Raw genomic sequence first — 20,380 nt, forward strand, 5'->3', positions numbered from 1 at the left:
GCAAACGAGGAAATAAAAATGATAAAAAAACCACTGGCTCTGGCGTTAATTTTGGCGGCGCTGCCGGCGGCGGCGATGGCGCAAAACTGCGGCGACCTGACGCTGGATGTCTGCCCCACCCCTTACGACCAAACGCTACCCGCGGCCAAAGACATGCTCACCTGGGATCAGGCGTCACGCGTCGTTGGCTTTCGTAACGACTATCGCAATTATGCCGGAGACGTCTTCCGCCACGGCGCAGCGGTCCCGCTGGAGCGTGCTGAAAAGCCACTGACCCACGCCAGCTATACCCTCAACGGCCACACCTGGACGCTACAGGATTACCTGAAGCGCGAGAACGTCAGCGGCATGCTGGTGCTGAAAGATGGCAAAGTCGCCTGGAAATACCTTGGCAACGGCAACACCGATACCACGCTGTGGACCTCTCGCTCGGTGGGGAAATCGGTGGTTTCGACGCTGGTGGGCATCGCCATTCAGCAGGGGAAAATCCACTCCCTCGATGACCTGATTACCGTTTATGAACCCGAACTAAAAGGCACCGCCTGGGACGGTGTAACGCTCAGGCAACTCATTCAACATACCAGCGGCGTGGACTGGAATGAAGATTACACCAATCCGCAGTCGCACTTTGCCCGCCTGACCCAGTGTGAAGCGCAGCCCGGCGCCTATGATTGCGTACGTAAAATTGTGTCGACGCTGTCGCGTAAACACCCGGCAGGCGAGCAGTGGTCCTACTCTTCCGGCGGCGCCTGGTTGCTGGGCGATGTGCTGGAACGCGCGACCGGTATGTCGCTGGCCGCCTGGCTTGAGCAGTCGCTGTGGCAGCCTGCGGGTATGGCCCACGATGGCGTATGGCATGCTTATCAGCAAGGGAAGCATGATGTTGGCGCCCACGGCTTTAACGCCACCCTCGAAGACTGGGGCCGCTTTGGCGAGTTTGTCGCCCGCGATGGTCGGTTAAGCAACGGCAAACAGCTGGTGCCCGCTGGCTGGTTCGACCAGGCCGCAAGCTGGACAAAAGCGCTGAACTCGGTTTCAGCAGCGCATCCGCAAGGTATCTACGGCTATCAGTGGTGGAACAACGCCATTCCGGCCAATGCGCAACACGTACAGCCGACGCCGCAGGAAGGACTGCAGGGCTCGCTGTGGGCGCTGGGGATCTATGGCCAGGTGATCATGGTGAACCGCGCGGAACATCTGGTGATCGTCCAGTGGTCGACCTGGCCGCAGGCGGAACCGTCCTTCAACGCCCAGCCGCTGGAAGCGGCGCTGATGTACAGCGCCATTGCCCGCGAATTGCGCTAATCTCCCCTGCTCCTTGCCGCTTAGCTGGCGAGGAGCGTATCGGCATTCAGCGCCAGATGCTGCAACAGCATTATCGTTTTCGCATCCATGATCTCGCCATCGCGAATAGCCTGCAGCGCCCGCGCCAGCGGCCACTCCAGCACTTCAATATCCTCACCTTCTGCCGCCAACCCGCCGCCGTCGCCCCGACGGTCATCGGCCTGATATTCCGCGATAAAAAAGTAGAGCTTCTCGGTCACGGAGCCTGGACTCATAAAGACAGTGAAGACGGGTTCGACCCGCGTCACGCGAAAGCCGGTCTCCTCTTCCGCTTCGGCAACGATCCGCGCCTCCGGCGAGGCGTTATCCAGCAGCCCGGCGGCAGCCTCAATCAGATACCCATCATGACCGTGGGTAAATACCGGAAATCGGAACTGGCGCGTCAGGACCACCGTCCGCTTCTCACGGTTATAGAGTAAAATGACCGCGCCGTTGCCGCGATCATAGGCTTCCCGGCTCTGCTCCTGCCAGCAACCGTCCCGGCGCAGCAGTTCAAAAGTATATTTTTTCAGGGTGTACCAGTTGTCAGAGAGCAGCGTCTCGCGAACGTGGCGGACGTGCGGTGCGTGAGTTTGCATGTTATATCCCCTTTGAGATGACAGCTGGCACCATAACATGCATAATCAGGCACAAACAAGATCATTCGTGAAGGAAAAATCATGCTCGCCAGTCAGAGAAAACAGCAGATCCTCCAGATCCTCACCGAGGAAAAACAGGTGATGTCCGGGGAGCTAAGCCAGCGGTTCAACGTCTCCGAGGACTCCATTCGCCGCGATCTGCGCGAGCTGGCGGCGGAAGGAAAACTGCAGCGGGTCCACGGCGGCGCACTGCCGGTTTCTGCCGCTATTGCGCCTATTGAAACGCGCAAAAGCGTGCAGATCGCCTCCAAGCAGGCAGTCGCCCGCGCCGCCGCCGCGCTGATCCAGCCTGGACAGGTGGTGATTGTCGATGGCGGCACCACTACTGCGGCAATGATCGGCTTTTTACCTGCGGAACTGAACTGTACGGTGGTCACCCACAGCCCTGGCATCGCCGTGGCGCTGGTGGACCACCCGCGAATCGAGGTGATCCTGCTCGGGGGCAGAGTGTTTAAACATTCGGTCGTCGCTGTGGGCGCCGAGACGCTGGCGGGTATGGCGCGGATCAATGCCGATCTGTTCTTTATGGGGGTGACCGGCATCCACCCGCGGGCAGGTTTCACTACCGGTGATTATGAAGAAGCGGGCATCAAACGCGCTCTGGCGGCCAGAGCGGCGGAAACCGTGGTGATGGCGTCCCGGGAGAAGCTCAACGCCGCGTCAGCCTTTGCCATCGGCGAACTGAACCTCGCCAGTACGCTTATCGTCGACGGTGAACCCGACGCCGCGCTGCGCCAGCAGCTGGTGCAGTGCGGCGTGGAGATCATCCCCGTTCAGCGATAGCGCCGACAGGGCATGGGGTTTAATTGCCGCCGGACGTCCGGCGCTGCAGCTGGTCGCGCAGGTTCGGCGGGGTGCCCTTAATGGTCAGGGTATCGGTGGCGGGATCCCAGAATACGCGTTCACCTAACAGCATGGCGTCGAAGTTAATGGTCAATCCGCCGCCGCTGCCGGCAAACTTGGTCAGCTGGCGTAAGGTGCTGCGATCCGCCGGGAAGCTCTCTTCCAGCTCATAGCCCTGCGCGGCAGTGAATTCCTGGAAGGTCTTTTCGCTGACGCCGGCGAGCTCTTTGGACAGCGACTCCAGTTCAATCTCTTCCCCGGCCTGCAGCTGTTCGTTACAGTACGCGTAGACCTGCTGACGCACATTCTGTCGCTCGGATTTATCAAGCTGAGCATCGGCGGCGAAGTCGTCCACCGCCTGCAGCAGGCCGCGGTTCTGCGCTTTGGCGTTAAGCCCTTCGCTGGCGCCGAGGAAATCCATAAAGAAATCGGCCACTTTGCGCCCTACCCGCCCTTTCAGGAAGGTCAGATAGCGGGTCGACTCCGGGTTGGTTTCCCACTCGGTTAAATCGATGCGCGCGACGATATCAGCATGGTTAATATCCAGGTAATGGGTCGAGCGGATATCCAGCTCTTCGTTGACGCGCATACTGCTCAGGTTATTGAGCACCGCCACCAGCAGATACTCGACCGCCAGGTAACGATACTGGCAGAAGAGGACGATCCCCCCTTCAGCGAACGGGTATTTCGCCAGTTCATCGCGCAGACGACCAGTCGCCGCGCGGCTGAACGCCAGAAACTCTTCTTCCCCCTGACGCTGCAGACGCAGCGCCTGCGCCAGTTCGCTCTCTTCATTGAACAGGCCATAGGCTTTGCTTTTGGCGCTATAGACCCGGTGCAGTTCAGCCATCATCTCGACGACCGTCGCATTCGGCTCCAGCAGTGACTCGCGCAGCACCAGCTCCAGATTTTGTTCATCACGTTTGATTAACTGATGCAGGGCAATCTGGTCGATATCCAGACTCATGTTAAACTCTCCTTTTAGACCGGGCGGTATTCAACCACCGCCGGGTTGCCGACGCAACTGGCGCCACACATTTCGACGTTGTTACCGACGATCGGTGCGCTTTTGCGTCGCGGCGAAAAAATGCGGAAAAAAAGCTGCTGCTACGGTAATATGTTGCCCTTTCACGAACAAACAGATTTTGAGTTTATGCCGCAAATTTCCCGCTATAGCGATCAACAGGTCGAACAGTTGCTCAGCGAGCTAACGAACGTCCTGGAATCACACAAAGCCCCGGTTGACCTTTCACTAATGGTGTTAGGCAATATGGTGACCAACCTGATCAACAGTAGCGTCGCGCCGGCGCAGCGTCAGGCCATCGCCCGTTCTTTCGCGCAGGCTTTGCAGTCTTCCATTAACGACGATCCGGCGCATTAAGGATAACAGCAACAGTATATGGTGACTCTACGTCAGCCCTACCGAGAAAAAGTCTCCCAGATGGTCAGCTGGGGGCACTGGTTCGCCCTGTTCAACATGTTGTTGGCCATGGTGCTCGGCAGCCGCTATCTTTTTGTCGCCGACTGGCCGACGACGCTTGCCGGACGGCTTTTTTCGTACGTCAGTCTCGTCGGACACTTCAGCTTCCTGGTGTTTACCAGCTATGTGCTGATCCTCTTCCCGTTGACCTTTATCGTGGTCTCGCAGCGCCTGATGCGCTTCCTGTCGGTGATCCTTGCCACCGCCGGGATGACGCTGCTGCTGATAGATAGCGAGGTCTTCACCCGCTTCCATCTTCACTTAAACCCGGTCGTCTGGGAGCTGGTCATCAACCCTGACCAGAATGAGATGGCGCGCGACTGGCAGCTGATGTTTATCAGCGTCCCGGTCATCTTTTTGATTGAAATGCTCTTCGCCACCTGGAGCTGGCAGAAACTGCGCAGCCTGACGCGCCGCCGTCATTACGCCCGCCCGGTCGCCTGGTTCTTCTTTCTGTCGTTTATCAGCAGCCACCTGGTCTATATCTGGGCGGATGCCAACTTCTATCGCCCGATCACGATGCAGCGGGCGAATCTGCCGCTCTCTTATCCGATGACCGCCCGCCGTTTCCTCGAGAAACATGGCCTGCTCGACGCCCAGGATTATCAGCGTCGTCTGGTGGAGCAAGGGGCGCCGGAGGCGGTATCGGTCCAGTATCCGCTCAGCAACCTGCGCTACCGTGATCTCGGCGCGGGCTACAACGTGCTGCTGATCACCGTCGACAACCTGAACTATTCGCGGTTTGAAAAGACCATGCCGGCGCTGGCGGCGTTCGCCAAAGAGAACGTCAATTTTACCCAGCATATGAGTTCGGGTAATACCGCCGACAGCGGCCTGTTTGGCCTGTTCTACGGTATTTCACCAGGCTATATGGACGGTGTCCTCTCGGCGCGTATTCCCGCCGCGTTGATCACCGCCCTCAACCAGCAGGGCTACCAGCTGGGCCTGTTCTCCTCCGATGGGTTTAGCAGCCCGCTCTATCGCCAGGCGCTGCTCTCCGACTTCTCGCTACCGAGCGCGAAGACTCAGAGCGACGAGCAGACGGCCAATCAGTGGATCGGCTGGCTGGACCGTTACGCGCAGGATGAGAATCGCTGGTTCTCGTGGATCTCGCTCAACGGCACCACCCTCGACGACACGCAGCAACAGGGCTTTGTCCGCCGTTACAGCAAGGCGGCAGGTGATGTTGACGCCCAGATTGATCGGGTGCTGACCGCGCTACGCGCAGCCGGCAAGCTCGACAACACGGTGGTGATTATCACTGGCGGCCACGGCAAGCCGCTTAACGTCAAACACGACTCGTTCGACTGGTCGCGCGAGCAGTTGCAGGTGCCGCTGGTTATTCACTGGCCGGGCACGCCGGCGCAGGAAATTGCCACGCTGACCGATAACAAAGATGTAATGACCACGCTGATGCAGCGCCTGCTCCACGTTTCGACGCCAGCCAATGAGTACTCGCAGGGTGAAGATCTGTTCAGCGCCGCACGACGTCGGAACTGGGTCACCGCGGCCAACGGCGATACGCTGGCCATTACCACCCCGACCATCACCGTGGTCCTCAACCATAACGGCACCTATACCACCTGGAGCCGCGACGGCGAGAAAATTAAAGATCAGAAACCGCAGCTCAGCCTGTTGCTGCAGGTCCTGACTGACGAAAAACGCTTTATCGCTAACTGATTGATTAATTATGAATCAATCGCGCGCGACCCGCTTGCATTCGCTCGGGGAACGGGTAATATTGTTCCCCACGCGTCGGCACGTAGCGCAGCCTGGTAGCGCACCGTCATGGGGTGTCGGGGGTCGGAGGTTCAAATCCTCTCGTGCCGACCAAATCATTCACCGGTAAGTTTTGTTAACGACCGGTAACCCTACAGAAACCCGCACTCTCTCCGAGTTTGCGGGTTTTTTGTTGCCTGTTTTCCGTCGAATTTAAACGGGATCTTCAGGCATATTCCCCCTGGCATGTCGAATGACCAATGCCTGAACTTGTCCTGCTCCCCGTGGATTAATAGACGACGTTAGCGATCCGGCTGGGCGACCGTTCTCATGCAGCCTTAAGCCGTGCCTTTAAGCGCATCGCCGGAAAAGCGCCGGGTGCTGCACGGCCAGTGGCGGGAAGAAGGGGTTTAGCGCTGTCCCAGTTCACGGGTACGCCTGACCGCCGCCAGTACGCTGCGCTGAAGGCCTGCGGCAAAGTCACTGTTGTTCAGCTCATACAGAGCGTGGATCCCGACTCCCGCCGGTGAATTATTGATATCCAGAAGCTGACGCGGATGCTTCTGGCTTTGGCGCAGCATCTCGACCGCGCCGAGGAGGTTCTCCAGCACCACCTCCGTCGCCTGAGGCCGCGACAGCCCCGCCAGTACGCCGGCATCGGTAAGCGACTCAATAAAGTAGTAAATATAGTTAGGCCCCGCGACGCCAAAACCGGTAAAGACATCGATCAACCGCTCTGGCAAATACAGCACTTTGCCAAAACCGCGCAGAAACGGCTCGATCTCAGCCGCGCTGGCGTGGGCGTTTAAGGTTACGCCGCTATAGCCAAATCCGGTATCGGTCAGGGTATTGGGGATCGTCCTGGCAATCGGCGTTGTCTCACCAAACAGGGAGGCCAGCTTTTCCAGGGTCACTCCCGCGATCAGAGAAACCACCGTCGTCGAGCCGTTTAGCTGGGCGCGCACGCGGCTCGCCACCGCCGCCAGATCGTCCTGCGGACGGATCCCCAGCACCAGCAAAGAGGCCTCGCTTAAGCCACCGTCGCCCGACAACCGATAGCGGGAGTGCAAAGCCTCGATTCGCGCGCTGTCGATATCCTCCAGCGAGATCGCGTCCGCCCGCAGCGTACCGTTGCTTAATGACGCGCGAATAATCGCCTCCGTCATCTGTCCGGCACCAATAAAATGGACCCTTGCCATAGTTTTACTCCTTATTCAAAACGCTATTCGTCGTGACCAACACCGAAGCGCCGGCCTTGTCGCGCCGGGTCGGCAACGCGAATCCCCGTTCCGTCAGTGGGATAAATCCGTCCGTCAACGTCGCCGTCAACCGTGGTGAGCTTTTGCCCGCTCAGTGCCTGAATCGCCGCTTCTGGCTGATTAATAAACTGGTTGCGTGGCCCCCACTTAAGGTTGCCATTCCGCCTCATGCGACTCTGACTGATAAAAACGCAGCCGACAGGCGGCATCACCGCGAGCCAGCGCGGTCTGCACCTCTAAACGCAGCCCCGGAAACGCGTCAGTTAACGCATGATCCCCTTCCATGCAGATATCGCATAGCGTCTCAATTTCGCTGGCGCCCCGCCCCTGCTGCCGCCAGCAGTTGACGTAAGGACAGTAATGAAACAGGACGATAAATTCGGCCCGGCTGGCGCTAACGGGCTCCATCTCATAAACCTGAGATTCCAGACCGCGGGTAAACAGCCCGGCAAACTCCTGCAAATCCTGGCGATCGCGCATTTGCTCACGCAGCTTATGCCCGATATCGCGGCCATAGTGGCGTATGGCTTCACGCGCAAAATCATCCGCGATATGTCGTTGTCGGCTTTCGTCCAACAGGTAACCGATGGTAGCCGCGCGTTTTTCAGTAATGGCGCGCAGCGCCAGGGTCACCTCATCGTTTAAGGTGGCGGCGTTATGCGCCGGTTCCGAGCTTATTTGCGTCATGCGTTTATTCCCAGTCGGTATTCACTTTGACGTCGCTGGCGCCCGGCAGGGCATACACATCTTCGGCGTACCATTTCCGTGAGAGCTCAGCGAGCGTGCCGTCCTTTTTCAGGGCAACCAACTGCGCATCAATCGCTTTGATCAACTGCGGGTCGGTATTTTTTTTATACAAATAGACGTTAGGAAACAGGCCGACGGAATCCGAAGCTTTCAGATTGAGATTTAGCGCCTTATTTAACGCCAGCAGTGCGCCAATGGGATAAATCGCCGCATCGTATTCCCCGGAAGCGACCGCTTTAAAGATATCGGCGGCGGACTGCTCGCCGTTGGGCTGCAGGTTAATTTGTTGGCCTGGATGTTTTTTGTTGTAGTTTTCAATCACCGTATAACGGGCGTCGGAGGTATGAATCGGCACCAGCTTTTTCTTACCGCTGGCGAGATCGCCAAGGTTATGAATATCGTTCTCATCGTTACGTACAATCAGGCGTAAATCGCTGATCCCGGTCGGCTCGCCGGAGTGGTCGTATTTTTCCGCCCGCTCTTTGGTAAGATAAAAGTGATCCGCCGCAAGGGTATACGCGCCGGTCGACAGGCCGACGATCATCGCGTCGCGCGAGACCGCATTAAAATGAAACGTATAGTCGGTTAACCGCTGGTCCAGCACCTTTAACAGATCGCCATCGTAGCCGGTAATATTGTTGTTATCGTCAACAAAGCTAAAGGGAAAACCGTTAGCGTTAACGACAACCTCAATCGTCTTCGCGTGCGGACTTTTTTCAACCGCCTGTGCGGCGTTAATTCCCATTGCCAACGTCAGCGCACTCACCAGTAAAATTTTATTTTTCAAAATACCTTCCCCAAAATGATAACCGTGGAACACTCTTTTTTACGTTTCCTTGCCAGCGGGCGCTCAGAAACCGTTCTACACTGCGCAATGCTCTGGCAATTGCCAGGCACAGCACGATATAAATCACCAGCACGACGCAATAGGCTTCGACAAAATGAAACCCGCGCGCGGCGGCGATATTGGCTTTCGCCATCAGATCAATAACGGTGATGGTGTAAACCAGCGAGGTGTCTTTAATCAGATCGATCAGCACGCTGGTGAAGTTCGGCAGTGCGGATACTGCCGCCTGCGGAAAAATAATGCGTCGGAACTGCGTGAACCCGCTTAGCCCAATTGACCATGCGGCCTCGCGCTGCCCCTTATCAACCGCGTTCCAGCCTGCGCGAAAGGTTTCGGCGAAATACGCGCTGAAAATCAGCGATAGCGCGGTGACCGCCGCCACCAGTGGCGAGAGTTTATAGTGGTACATATTGTCCTGCGGGCCGCCAAACAGCCCGGCGGCTATCCATGGCCAGACGTAAAAAAAGAAATACAGCATCACCAGTACCGGGACCGAACGGCTAAAGGAGAGAAATACCTTCGCCCCCCATTGAACCCCGGGAACCTGACGAATAATCACCCACGCCAGCGCCGCGCCCAGCAGAGTGGAAAAGAGTAAGGACAATAACGTTATCACCAGGGTAACCGGCAGCGCGCTTAAAATAAACGTAAAATTGTCCCGAATGAACGCCAGGCTAAACATGTTAATCTATCACTCCAGCAGGAACTGATACTTCTTTTCAATACGAGTGGTAAAATAGAGAATAATACTATTCAGCACCCAGTAAACGATAATAACACTAATAAACGCCGCAACCTGTTTAGACCCATAGCTATTTTGCGAAATCTTTTGTGCACGGCCAAAAATATCTACAATACCAATAATATTGACCAGTGAGGTCATCTTCACGAGGTTAATTAAAAGATTACCAAAAACGGGAATGGCAATAATGAGCCCCTGTGGAAAAATAATCCGCAGCATTCCCTTATGCCAGGGAATATTGAGGCTGATGATGGCCTCTTTCTGGCCGGTATCCACCGCACGCCACGCGGAGCGCATCATTTCTGCAAAATAGGGACTGATGCTGACCGAAATAGACAACACCGCAAAGGTGGTATCGCTAATCCATAGCGGCGGCAGCGCCAGCGCAGTCAAAATTAATTTTCCGCCGAAGAAAAACAGCAGGATCAGCAGCGCCAGGGGGGCGCCACGCAGAATGTCGGTATACCCGTTTGCCACCGCGCTGAGCGGCTTAAAGCGACTAAACTGCAGCAGCACAATCAGCAGCGCGATCGTCAAACCAAGCAGCAGCGATGCCAGCGTTATCCCGAGGGTCACGGGTAAATTTTCCAGCAGTTTCGGCAATATTCCGGCGATATCCTGCCAGTTAAAGAGCGGGTTATTGTTCATCATTAGCCTCAGGCATGATAGTGCAGTTGCGCCAGAAACGCCCGGGTTCGCCCCTGCTGTGCTGCGCCAAATATCTGTTCCGCCGGGCCCTGCTCAACGATTTCGCCGTTTTCCATAAATACCACCCGGGAAGCGACCTGGCGGGCGAACGCCATTTCATGGGTCACGATAATCATCGTCTGACCCGCAGCGGCAATCGTCTGAATAAGCTCCAGCACTTCACCAACTTTTTCCGGATCCAGCGCGGAAGTCGGCTCATCCAGCAGCAGAACGGCGGGGTTAATTGCCAGCGCCCGCGCAATCCCGATACGCTGCTTTTGGCCGCCGGAGAGACTGTGCGGATAGCTGTCTTTTTTATGCAATAACCCCACCTGCTTTAAGAGTTGTTCAGCAATATCCTGCGCCTCCTGACGCGGGCGCTTTTGAGCGTAAATCAGGCCTTCGGTAATATTCTGCAGTGCGGTCAGATTATGAAAGAGATTCCACGATTGAAAAACCATGGCGGTTTTCGCCCGTAGCTTTTCAATCTCCTTTTTGCCCGCTTTTGCGCAATCCAGCGCCACATCATCTATTCTTATTTGCCCGCTATCGGCAGGCTCCAGGAAATTAAGCGTACGTAATAGCGTGGTTTTCCCTGAGCCGCTGGGGCCAATAATGCAAATAATCTCGCCGGAATGAATACTGAGCGAGACCTCTTTTAGCACTCTTTCACCGGAGAAGCTTTTACTGATCTTATTAATAGTTATCATAATTAAATATTCGTGGATAATTTTTATTTGCCGCACGCCGGCGCTTATTGCTGCCTAAAAACTATATTGCTGCAGTTCAGATGATAGCAAACAAGAAAATCATCTATCGAAAGTTAAAAAATAACTTTTTATATATTTGTTATGACAATGAGGCTGAATTGTAATTTAGCTTTCTTAACAAAACTGGATGGCAATACTTGACAATGATTATTCAAATTTACTGAACAATGAAAGCAAATTGTTTCGATTTTAATCATCCAACCGTCAGCCTATCATTTATCACATCGGGGCAACAACGCTCCAACACTGACAAAACACTTAAGGAATACGACCATGAAATCCATCAAAACTTTCGTTGCAGTTGCCGCACTCTCTATGATCTCTTTCGGTACTTTTGCTCAGAGCATCAGCGCCAGCGCTTCCACCCTGGACCGCGCAGAAGCCAAAATTGCCGCGCAGGCCGCAGAGCAAGGCGCGTCTTACAAAATCACCAGCGCTCAATTCAATAACCGCGTACATATGACCGCTGAGCTGACGAAATAAAATCGCCACATTGCCGGGCCGCCGGAAGAAACAGGCGACAGCGACAACACGATGAAATAAGGAACAGAATATGAAAAATATCGGCGTAGTCACCGCACTGCTGTTGGCCGCTACACTTTCGTCCGGCGTGATGGCCGCAGAGAAGAGCCAGACGCATCCGGAGGCGGGTTCAAATATCGATACATCGATGCATCAGAATCATATTGATGTCAGCCATGCCTTTGATAAAGATAGCCTGACCGCAGGCAATCTTCAGTAAGACACTGCATAAGGCGCGCGTGGAAATATCCGCTGCGCGCTTTTTTTCTGCCCGTTTGACCATGGATTATCCGCCATAACCTCCGCTTTTGCCGTATCGATATACTACGCTTCTACACCTCGTTGCTTCCTGACAGCACATTTTGCAGATAACACTGCTTTCATCATGCGTACCGGACAGGCATTGAAAGCAGAAGTTGTCTGTTTTACTCAATAGCGTCCGCAGGGTTTTCTGCCAGGGCTTTTATCCACTTTTTCCCCTCTGTTATAGAGTACGACTATCCAGATGGTAAATTACGTCGTAGCATCTATCATTCGACTGTATGACTCATAAGCAGGAGCGGATGACATGAGAGTTAATGGACTTACCAAAGGATTTTTCATCCTTATCGTCTTTATTGTAACCCTGGCCTTTTTTGATGTTCTCTCACCCTATTATTCCGCCATCCTCTGGGCCGCGATCCTTGCGGTGATTTTTAATCCGGTCAAAAACAAGATTCGTACCCGCCTCGGCGAGCGCAATGGCCTCGCGGCGCTGCTGACCATCGTCATTATCTGCCTTATCGTTTTTACGCCGCTGGCGATCATCCTCTCGTCGCTGGCCTACGAGCTGAACGTGGTGTATAGCAAACTTCAGCATAACGACACTCAGTTCCCGACGGTGGTCGCCAGTCTGTTTGCCCACCTCCCCGGCTGGGCGAGAAGTTTCCTTGCCGAGCACAACCTCGATAGCGCGCAGCAGATCCAGCAGCAGCTCTCCGATGTTGCGCTGAAAAGCGGCCAGTATCTGGCCGGCAGCGCGTTTCTGATTGGTAAAGGCACCTTTGGCTTTACCGTCAGCTTCGGCATTATGCTGTACCTGCTGTTCTTCCTGCTAAAGGATGGGCCTTACCTGGTGCTGTTGACTCTCGAATCTCTGCCGTTATCGAGCTATGTGAAGCAGCACCTGTTCGCTAAATTCGCCGCGGTCGCCCGCGCCACGGTAAAAGGCACCGTGGCCGTGGCGCTGGCGCAGGGGGCGCTGGGCGGCTTTGCCTTCTGGGTTGCCGGTCTGGACGGCAGCATTCTGTGGGGTGCGCTGATGGCGTTCCTGTCGCTTATCCCGGCGGTAGGCTCGGCCATTATCTGGGTGCCGGCGGCGATTTACCTCTTCGCCACCGGGCAGCTGTGGCAGGGCGCCTTTATCGTCGGCTTCTTTGTGATTGTGATTGGCCTGGTGGATAACATTCTGCGTCCGCTGCTGGTGGGCAAGGATACCAAAATGCCGGACTACCTGATCCTTATCGCCACGCTGGGCGGCATGGAGATCTACGGTATCAACGGATTCGTTATCGGGCCGCTGATTGCCGCCTTGTTTATCGCTTGCTGGAACCTGCTGTCGGGACGAGAGCATGCCGGTAATACCGATGAAATAGATGAAGAATTCATTGAGGAAGCGAAAAATAGCCGCAACGAATAAGCTTCATGGGCCGCCGTGGCGCAAGGTGCGACACGGCATCACACCAGTACATAACACCATTCATTTTGAAAAAATTAGTAAATAAAACTTAACATTCAGCAAAGCAATGATAGGCTGTATCAGTCAGGAACGAAAATAAAGGATGATCAACCGTGAAAAAAATCACTACGCTAGCCGTTTCTCTGCTGACCGCCGCCTGCATGTCCGCTGGCGCCCTGGCCGCAGACCAGCCGCTGGAAAAAGTCGCGCCGTTCCCGAAAGCGGAAAAAGGCATGAAGCGTCAGGTTATTCAACTGCCGCAGCAGCAGGATGAATCGGCGCTGAAGGTTGAGTTGATAATCGGCCAGACGCTGGAAGTTGACTGCAACCACCATCGTTTAGGCGGGAAGCTGGAAAGCAAAACCCTGGAAGGCTGGGGCTATGACTACTATGTCTTTGATAAGCTGAGCGGCCCGGTCTCTACCATGATGGCCTGCCCGGATGGCAAGAAAGAGAAGAAATTTGTCACTGCCGGTCTCGGCGATGATGCCATGCTGCGCTACAACAGCAAGCTGCCGATTGTCGTGTACGCGCCGACCAATGTCGATGTGAAATATCGCATCTGGCGCGCCGACGAAACCATCGGTAACGCCGTCGTCCGCTAAGTCGACCCATCAAACCGACAAAAAAACGGCAGCCCGCAGGCTGCCGTTTTTGTCAGAGCGTTTGTCAGAGCGCGATATCCGCCATCGGCTTACCACCGCTCAGCGGCTTCAGCTCCGCCTGCGGGGCTTCATCCGCCGCCGCGGCCGGCTCATATTTCAGCTCCAGCACTTCACTGGTCCACGCCAGCGCTTTCTCAATCTCCGCCGGGTTGCCGTCAAGGCGAATACCGTAGGTCGGGATGATGGCCTTCAGCCTGGCCTGCCATTCCGGCGAATTGACTTTGTCTTTAAACACTTTTTCCATTAGCTGCAGCATGATAGGCGCCGCGGTGGAGGCGCCTGGCGATGCGCCGAGCAGCGCCGCGACAGTGCCTTCGTCATCGCTCACCACTTCAGTACCGAGGCGCAGTACCCCGCCCTTCTTCGCATCGCGCTTGATAATCTGCACGCGCTGACCGGCCTGCCACAACCGCCAGTCCTCTTTCCGCGCTTCCGGATAGTACTCGCACAGCGCCGCCAGGCGATCTTTATCTTTCTGCATCACCTGGCTAATCAGGTATTTCACCAGATCGAAGTTGTCCAGACCGACGTTGAGCATCGGCAGAATATTCGAGGTATTCGTCGAGGCCAGCAGATCCCACAATGAACCGTTCTTCAGGAAGCGGGTCGAGAAGGTGGCGAACGGCCCGAACAGCACCACGCGTTTACCGTCGATAATACGGGTATCAATGTGCGGCACCGACATCGGCGGCGCGCCCACTTCGGCCTGGCCGTAAACCTTCGCCAGATGGTGGTTCACCACCTCCGGATTTTCGCAGACCAGGAACTGGCCGCCGACCGGGAAGCCCGCATACTCTTTGGCCTGTGGAATGCCGGTTTCCTGCAGCAGCGTCAACGCCGCGCCGCCGGCGCCGATAAAGATGAATTTCGCTTTAATGACCCGCTTCTGACGACGGTTGTCGGCATCCGCGAGAGTGACCGTCCAGCTCTTGTCGGCGTTGCGCTTGAAGCGACGCACCACGGTACCCAGCTGCAGGGAGAAATTATCATGCTTTTGCAGGCCGGCGATCAGCTGGCGGGTAATTTCGCCATAGTTGACGTCGGTTCCCACTTCAGTACGGGTGGCGGCCACCTTTTGCTGCGGATCGCGGCCTTCCATTACCAGCGGCGCCCAGGCTTTGATCTGCTGATGGTCTTCAGAATAGCGAATACCGCGGAACAGTTCGCTCTGCTGCAGCGCCGCATAGCGCGCGCGCAGGAAGTTGACGTTATCTTCGCCCCACACAAAGCTCATGTGCGGCACGCTGTTAATGAAAGATTTTGGTTTGTTCAGGACGCCGCGCGTCACCTGATGCGCCCAGAACTGACGCGAGATATGGAAGGCTTCGTTGATGTCGACCGCTTTGTCGATATTGATGCCGTTGGCGGTCTGCGGCGTGTAGTTCAGCTCCATTAGCGCCGCGTGGCCGGTACCCGCATTGTTCCACCCGTTTGAGCTCTCTTCCGCCACGCTGGACATCTGCTCAACCATGGTAATAGACCAGTCTGGCTCAAGCTCCTGCAGCCAGGTTCCCAGTGTGGCGCTCATAATGCCGCCGCCAATCAACAATACATCCGTCTCTTGCTCATGGCGGGTGTTGGTCCGAGTGCTGTTGGGACCAACCGCCTGTGAGCGTGGTACGGCCATCTTTTTATTCATCGGATTTGAGCCTTACTTTACTCGCTGTTTTTATTTAGCGCAGGTGATACGATTCTCACCACTCACGTTACCACCGAAGCTCAAAAATTTAAATATTGTTTAAATTTTAAGTTCTGTTTTGAGATCCGTTATAAAAATGTTTAATAAATGTATACACCAAATCACTTTTTGTACTGGTAGCCTTGGGGATTCCGCGCTATCATCCTCGGTTTTGTGACAGACCGCACGGAAGCAGGGCCTGCCACCGCTCCCTCTTTTTTATAAGCTGCGAACTTTTTTTATGCCCCCAGTTTCTGACCCCGCCGCTTCCGGCAATCTGCGCCCCATCCTCCGCTCCCCGTCGTTACTGACGCGCGAAGTGCTGGCCGGCGTGCTTACCGCCCTGGCGTTAATCCCTGAAGTTATTTCGTTTTCGGTCATTGCCGGCGTTGACCCGCAGGTCAGCCTGGTTGCCTCGGTGGTGCTTTGCCTGGCGATGTCGGTCCTCGGCGGGCGCCCGGCAATGGTGACGGCTGCTGCCGGGTCGGTGGCGCTGGTCATTGGCCCAATGGTGCATCAGTACGGCGTGGGCTACATTCTGCCGGCGGTCATTCTGGCGGGTATGATTCAAATTTTGTTTGGTCTGTGCGGCATGGCGCGCCTGATGCGTTTTATTCCCCCGGCAGTGATGACCGGGTTCGTCAATGCCCTCGGGATCCTGATTTTCTTTGCTCAGGTACCGCACTTCTGGAGTCGCCAGCCGCTGATCGTCGGCCTGTTCGTCCTGACGCTGCTTATCGTCCTCTGGGCGCCGCGCTTCATTAAGGCCGTCCCGGCGCCACTGATCGCCATTGTCGCGCTCACTCTCTATACCGTCACCACTGGCCAGCAGTTGCCCACCGTCGGCGATGAAGGCTCGATGAGCGGCGGCCTGCCGGGATTCACTGCCCTGACCGTCCCCCTGAACCTGGCGACACTGCAGATTATCTGGCCGTGCGCCCTCAGTATCGCCTTTGTCGGTCTGATGGAGTCCCTGCTGACGGCTAAGCTGGTGGACGATCTCACCCATACCCCGTCGAACAAATCGCGGGAAAGCGCCGGGCTGGGTATCGCTAATATCCTTGCCGGCTGTTATGGCGGTATCGCCGGCTGCGCGATGATCGGCCAGACCATCGTTAACGTGGAGATGGGCAGAGCCCGCAGCCGTCTCTCAACGGTGATCGCCGGTCTGGTGCTGCTCCTGCTGGTGACAGCGCTCAGCCAGGTGATGGCGCAGATCCCGATGGCGGTGCTGGCAGGGGTGATGGTGATTGTGGCGGTGAAAACCTTTAGCTGGCATAGTATTCGCCCGGGCGAACTGGCGCGTAATCCGTGGCCGGAAACGCTGGTGATGCTGGTGACCGTCGCCGCAACGGTGGGAACCAGCAATCTGGCGATCGGCGTGCTGGCGGGGATCGTCGCCATGGCGCTCATCCCCCGCCGCCTGCGCACGAAGGCGCAGGCTACATCAGAAACAGCGTCGCCAGACCAAGGAAAATAAAGAAGCCGCCGGTGTCGGTGATAGCGGTGATCATCACGCTGGAGCCGACCGCCGGGTCGCGCCCCAGCTTCACCATAACCATCGGGATTATCACGCCCATCATCGCCGCCATCAGCAGGTTGAGCATCATGGCCAGCGTCATCACCCCACCGAGCTGCGGATCGTCATACAGCCACCAGGTAATGGCCCCCATAATCCCGCCCCATACCAGGCCGTTAATCAGGGCGACCCCCATTTCACGCAGGATCAGGAAGGTAAAGCTGCCGGGCTGGATCTGCTGTAGCGCCATCGCCCGGACGATCATGGTGATCGTCTGGTTGCCGGTATTGCCGCCGATCCCGGCGACGATCGGCATCAGCGAGGCCAGCGCCACCAGCTGTGAAATGGTGTGTTCGAAGCCGTCGATGACCCTGGAAGCGATAAACGCCGTACACAGGTTGACCGCCAGCCACGCCCAGCGCGTTTTCACCGCCTTGCTGACCGGGGCGAAGACATCCTCTTCATCGCTCAGGCCCCCCATCCGGCGCAGATCGTTGTCGGTTTCTTCATAGACCACATCGACGATCTCATCGATGGTCAGTCGCCCGATCAGCTTGCCGTCGGCATCAATGACGGCGGCGCTGAGTAAGTCATCACGTTCGAAGGTGCGCGCCACCTTCTCCGCCTCTTCGTGCGGCTGAAAGGTGACCGGATCGCCCTCCATCACCTCCCCTACCCGCTTCTGCGCATCGTTGAGCAGAATGGTCTGCAGCTCCAGCTCGCCGAGCAGCAGCTTGTTACGGGTGGTGACGAACAGCTTATCGGTGTTTTCCGGCATTTTACCCAGACGCCGCAGATAGCGCTGCACCGCTGCCAGCGTGGCCTCCGGTCGCACCGTAATGACCTCAAACTCCATGATCGACCCGACGCTGTTGTCGGCGTAGCGCATAATCTGGCGAATACGGGCACGCTTCTCGGCAGGCAGGGTCGCCAGCAGCCGTCCGGTCAGGTTGCGCGGCAGATGCTGCAGCAGGTAAACCTGTTCATCGATATCCAGCGGCTGCATCGCCTGCAGCAGCTCGGGGTCGCTCATCTTGTCGATCAGGTCGCCCCAGACGTTTTCTGAGGCTTCCAGCAGCACTTCGCCACGTTTATCGTCAGGCACCAGGCACCACAGCGCGGTGCGGGCGTCATAGGGGAGCGCTTCCAGCGCATCGGCGAGATCCGGCGGCGGCAGATGCGAGACCAGGATCTCGACTTCCGCCAGGTCATCGGCCAGCGTGCCTTCATCATAGCGTTCGGCCAGCGTCAGTTTGCCCAGCAGCGCAGAGGTCACTGCTTTATCGGTGCTCAAGAGCCAAATCAGACGGGCGCGCTCTTCGTCACGTAAGCGGGCGCTTTTTTTATGCAAAACGGACATCGATCGGGCAATCCTTTTGAGAATAGTGAGCCGGCCTGCGGGCCGGAAGCCTTAAGCATAGCGCGAGGAGGGGGAAATAATAACCGCCAGCAATGTAGTCGCTGAAAATTTCAGCGGCGCGGCACCCGGCTTTTCCCCCGGGCTCGCGGCGAGCATCAGGCCGTACGGGCCACCGCATCGCGGGAAGCCTGCGCCCGCTCCTCCCCGGTGAGCTCGGACAGCTGGCCGGCACGCATCTCCAGCAGGCGATCGGCGTGCTGGAAATAGTGATCGTCATGGCTGATGGCGAACACGGTTTTCCCCATCTGCTGCATCAGCGGCAGCAGCACCTGATAGAACTCGCGGCGGAAATGCGGATCCTGATCCGCCGCCCATTCATCCAGCAGAATGATGTCCCGGGACTCGGCCAGCGCCAGCAGGAGCGCCACGCGCTTCTTCTGCCCTTTCGACAGCCGGAGGTCGGCGATTTTCCCGTTCTCCAGCTGCAGCTTGTGGGCCATTTGCAGGCGCTCCAGCCACGTTGCCACCAGCGCCGGATCGGCCTCCTCTCCCTGCGGCCCGAGCAGGCGGTCAAACAGCCAGACGTCGGTAAACACCGCGGAGAACAGTTTGCGATACTCCTCCGGTTTATCCGCCGCCAGCGGCTGGCCGTCCACGAGGATCTGACCGGAAACCGGCTGATACAGGCCGGTCAGGAGCATCGCCAGGGTTGACTTGCCGCTGCCGTTGCCGCCGATCAGAAACACCAGCTCGCCGCGTTTCAGCGTCAGGTTAAGCGGCCCTACCGCAAAGCGCTGGTCCGGATAATGGAAAGTGACATCGCGCAACTCCAGCGTCTGCCAGTCAGGATGCGCCTGCGGCCGGGGAAATTCGGCTTGATATGGGGCGAGAGAGAACTGGCGCAGCTTGTTAAACGCCACCTGGGCGCTGAGCAAGGTGGGCAGCGCGCCGACGGCGGAGAGCAGCGGCGTGCGCAGAAACAGCAGCGTCAGGGAATAGGTCGCCGCCACGGCGGTATCGGCCCAGCCGAGGCTGTTGGCCATCCAGAACACCAGCCCGATGGCGCCAAGCATCATAATATTCGACCAGTTAACCGCGCTGAGATGGAAGGTATCGGCGCGAACGATATGGTGCCGATACTCCCGGGCGTCCGGGAGGTAGAGCTGATTAAACACATACTCCGCGCGCTCGCGATTGAGGGTCAGCTCTTTGCGCCCCTCCAGCACCGTCTGGTAGTCGTGATACAGTTTATCTTCCGTTTCGCGCAGGCTGGCCATATGTTTGTACACCCGCGACACCAGCACAAAACCGCCCCAGATGGTGAGCGCCATCCACAGCGCCGTCACCAGCATCATTTTGCCTGACAGCCAGGCCAGATAGCCGGCAGAGCCGAAGGTCAGAATGATCCCCTGCACCAGCTCCGGCAGGCGCACAAAGGCGATGGTGATGTTACGGATATCGCTGGTCAGCCCGGCAAGCAGCGACGCGCTGCCGATCTTCTCCACCTGTTCAATCTGAGTATCGAGGATACGTTTAACAAATTCGCCCCGCAGGCGATAAACAAAATGGTGGCCGAGGGTGGTCAGCGCCAGCTGGGAGCCCAGCGTCACCGCCATCAGCAGCCCCAGCAGGCCAAGAAACTCCGGCAGGACCCGCAGCGAGGTATCGACAGTGGTAATCAGGCGCAGGTTAATGAAGGCGATTAAGCCGATACCCAGCGCGGCGCTGAGCAGACTGAGGGCAATCACGCCGAGAAACGGCCAGCGATACTGACGCCAGACGAGAGAGAGAAGTTCCATAACAGGCTATCCGGAAAAGCAAAACAGCCAGCAGTTTAAACGGC

Annotated in this window: 20 protein-coding genes, 1 tRNA gene and 1 pseudogene; 11 read left to right on the forward strand and 11 right to left on the reverse strand. The window is 56.8% G+C overall.

Translation table 11 applies throughout. The features are described 5' to 3' along the window. Nucleotides 1-18 precede the first annotated feature (18 nt). On the forward strand, nucleotides 19-1,305 hold the full coding sequence (locus HMPREF3142_RS24425; RefSeq protein ID WP_012541013.1) for a serine hydrolase domain-containing protein: 1,287 nt from the start codon (nucleotides 19-21) through the stop codon (nucleotides 1,303-1,305). Nucleotides 1,306-1,325: 20 nt separating this feature from the next. Here the strand turns inward: HMPREF3142_RS24425 and HMPREF3142_RS24430 are convergent, their stop codons facing one another. Continuing rightward, the gene (locus tag HMPREF3142_RS24430; RefSeq protein WP_016161564.1) at nucleotides 1,326-1,922 is read right to left on the reverse strand and encodes an NUDIX domain-containing protein; all 597 of its coding nucleotides are present in this window, start codon (nucleotides 1,920-1,922) and stop codon (nucleotides 1,326-1,328) included. Between the two features lie 81 nt (nucleotides 1,923-2,003). On the opposite strand from HMPREF3142_RS24430, the gene HMPREF3142_RS24435 reads away from it, so the two are divergent. Next, nucleotides 2,004-2,765, forward strand: a complete 762-nt coding sequence (locus HMPREF3142_RS24435; RefSeq protein WP_070612805.1) for a DeoR/GlpR family DNA-binding transcription regulator — start codon at nucleotides 2,004-2,006, stop codon at nucleotides 2,763-2,765. A 19-nt stretch (nucleotides 2,766-2,784) separates the two neighbouring features. On the opposite strand, the gene yejK is transcribed toward HMPREF3142_RS24435, so the two are convergent. Then, the gene (gene yejK, locus HMPREF3142_RS24440) at nucleotides 2,785-3,792 is read right to left on the reverse strand and encodes a nucleoid-associated protein YejK (RefSeq protein WP_070612807.1); all 1,008 of its coding nucleotides are present in this window, start codon (nucleotides 3,790-3,792) and stop codon (nucleotides 2,785-2,787) included. Between the two features lie 186 nt (nucleotides 3,793-3,978). Here yejK and HMPREF3142_RS24445 point away from each other — a divergent pair, with 186 nt between their 5' ends. The 4 genes and pseudogenes from HMPREF3142_RS24445 to HMPREF3142_RS30260 form a co-directional block, all read left to right on the forward strand. Then, the gene (locus HMPREF3142_RS24445) at nucleotides 3,979-4,206 is read left to right on the forward strand and encodes a YejL family protein (RefSeq protein WP_004195346.1); all 228 of its coding nucleotides are present in this window, start codon (nucleotides 3,979-3,981) and stop codon (nucleotides 4,204-4,206) included. An 18-nt stretch (nucleotides 4,207-4,224) separates the two neighbouring features. After that, nucleotides 4,225-5,985 (forward strand): LPS biosynthesis-modulating metalloenzyme YejM, encoded by a 1,761-nt coding sequence (yejM, locus tag HMPREF3142_RS24450; protein ID WP_008803994.1) that lies wholly within the window; start codon nucleotides 4,225-4,227, stop codon nucleotides 5,983-5,985. Nucleotides 5,986-6,061: 76 nt separating this feature from the next. Beyond that, nucleotides 6,062-6,138 (forward strand) — tRNA-Pro (locus tag HMPREF3142_RS24455). A 188-nt stretch (nucleotides 6,139-6,326) separates the two neighbouring features. Continuing rightward, nucleotides 6,327-6,422 (forward strand): annotated as a pseudogene (locus HMPREF3142_RS30260) (AraC family transcriptional regulator); the annotation flags it as partial. 12 nt (nucleotides 6,423-6,434) lie between these two features. On the opposite strand, the gene HMPREF3142_RS24460 reads toward HMPREF3142_RS30260, so the two are convergent. The 6 genes from HMPREF3142_RS24460 to HMPREF3142_RS24485 all read right to left on the reverse strand — a co-directional run bounded on the left by HMPREF3142_RS24460 (nucleotide 6,435) and on the right by HMPREF3142_RS24485 (nucleotide 11,016). Next, complete coding sequence (locus tag HMPREF3142_RS24460) at nucleotides 6,435-7,223, reverse strand: pyrroline-5-carboxylate reductase family protein (RefSeq protein ID WP_070612809.1); 789 nt, start codon at nucleotides 7,221-7,223, stop codon at nucleotides 6,435-6,437. A 207-nt stretch (nucleotides 7,224-7,430) separates the two neighbouring features. Next, on the reverse strand, nucleotides 7,431-7,970 hold the full coding sequence (locus HMPREF3142_RS24465) for an L-2-amino-thiazoline-4-carboxylic acid hydrolase (protein WP_070612811.1): 540 nt from the start codon (nucleotides 7,968-7,970) through the stop codon (nucleotides 7,431-7,433). Between the two features lie 4 nt (nucleotides 7,971-7,974). Next, a complete protein-coding gene (locus HMPREF3142_RS24470; RefSeq protein ID WP_022065447.1) occupies nucleotides 7,975-8,817 on the reverse strand; it encodes a transporter substrate-binding domain-containing protein in 843 nt (280 codons plus the stop codon). After that, a complete protein-coding gene (locus tag HMPREF3142_RS24475; RefSeq protein ID WP_046881765.1) occupies nucleotides 8,807-9,559 on the reverse strand; it encodes an amino acid ABC transporter permease in 753 nt (250 codons plus the stop codon). Before HMPREF3142_RS24475 ends, HMPREF3142_RS24470 begins: the two co-directional genes overlap by 11 nt. Nucleotides 9,560-9,568: 9 nt before the next feature. Further along, complete coding sequence (locus HMPREF3142_RS24480) at nucleotides 9,569-10,267, reverse strand: amino acid ABC transporter permease (RefSeq protein WP_012967536.1); 699 nt, start codon at nucleotides 10,265-10,267, stop codon at nucleotides 9,569-9,571. Nucleotides 10,268-10,275: 8 nt separating this feature from the next. Continuing rightward, nucleotides 10,276-11,016, reverse strand: coding sequence for an amino acid ABC transporter ATP-binding protein (locus tag HMPREF3142_RS24485; protein ID WP_008803988.1), 741 nt, complete (start codon nucleotides 11,014-11,016; stop codon nucleotides 10,276-10,278). 333 nt (nucleotides 11,017-11,349) lie between these two features. Between HMPREF3142_RS24485 and HMPREF3142_RS24490 the strand changes: the two genes are divergently transcribed. The 4 genes from HMPREF3142_RS24490 to eco all read left to right on the forward strand — a co-directional run bounded on the left by HMPREF3142_RS24490 (nucleotide 11,350) and on the right by eco (nucleotide 13,920). Then, a complete protein-coding gene (locus tag HMPREF3142_RS24490; RefSeq protein WP_004102265.1) occupies nucleotides 11,350-11,559 on the forward strand; it encodes a YdgH/BhsA/McbA-like domain containing protein in 210 nt (69 codons plus the stop codon). A 70-nt stretch (nucleotides 11,560-11,629) separates the two neighbouring features. After that, complete coding sequence (locus HMPREF3142_RS24495) at nucleotides 11,630-11,818, forward strand: hypothetical protein (protein ID WP_070612813.1); 189 nt, start codon at nucleotides 11,630-11,632, stop codon at nucleotides 11,816-11,818. Nucleotides 11,819-12,166: 348 nt separating this feature from the next. After that, nucleotides 12,167-13,276, forward strand: coding sequence for an AI-2E family transporter (locus HMPREF3142_RS24500; RefSeq protein ID WP_032736040.1), 1,110 nt, complete (start codon nucleotides 12,167-12,169; stop codon nucleotides 13,274-13,276). Nucleotides 13,277-13,428: 152 nt separating this feature from the next. Continuing rightward, nucleotides 13,429-13,920: a serine protease inhibitor ecotin gene (gene eco / locus HMPREF3142_RS24505; protein WP_032733375.1), complete on the forward strand. Its 492-nt coding sequence runs from the start codon at nucleotides 13,429-13,431 to the stop codon at nucleotides 13,918-13,920. Nucleotides 13,921-13,984: 64 nt separating this feature from the next. On the opposite strand, the gene mqo is transcribed toward eco, so the two are convergent. After that, nucleotides 13,985-15,619 (reverse strand): malate dehydrogenase (quinone), encoded by a 1,635-nt coding sequence (gene mqo, locus HMPREF3142_RS24510; RefSeq protein WP_032733376.1) that lies wholly within the window; start codon nucleotides 15,617-15,619, stop codon nucleotides 13,985-13,987. Nucleotides 15,620-15,977: 358 nt separating this feature from the next. On the opposite strand from mqo, the gene HMPREF3142_RS24515 reads away from it, so the two are divergent. Next, on the forward strand, nucleotides 15,978-17,138 hold the full coding sequence (locus HMPREF3142_RS24515) for a SulP family inorganic anion transporter (protein ID WP_074188486.1): 1,161 nt from the start codon (nucleotides 15,978-15,980) through the stop codon (nucleotides 17,136-17,138). Here the strand turns inward: HMPREF3142_RS24515 and mgtE are convergent. Then, on the reverse strand, nucleotides 17,101-18,537 hold the full coding sequence (gene mgtE / locus HMPREF3142_RS24520; protein ID WP_012541001.1) for a magnesium transporter: 1,437 nt from the start codon (nucleotides 18,535-18,537) through the stop codon (nucleotides 17,101-17,103). The genes HMPREF3142_RS24515 and mgtE overlap by 38 nt on opposite strands. Nucleotides 18,538-18,692: 155 nt before the next feature. After that, the gene (locus HMPREF3142_RS24525; protein WP_070612814.1) at nucleotides 18,693-20,336 is read right to left on the reverse strand and encodes a multidrug ABC transporter permease/ATP-binding protein; all 1,644 of its coding nucleotides are present in this window, start codon (nucleotides 20,334-20,336) and stop codon (nucleotides 18,693-18,695) included. Nucleotides 20,337-20,380 lie beyond the last annotated feature (44 nt).

The organism is Klebsiella sp. HMSC16C06, from assembly GCF_001808325.1.
Classification (GTDB): Bacteria; Pseudomonadota; Gammaproteobacteria; order Enterobacterales; family Enterobacteriaceae; genus Klebsiella; species Klebsiella variicola.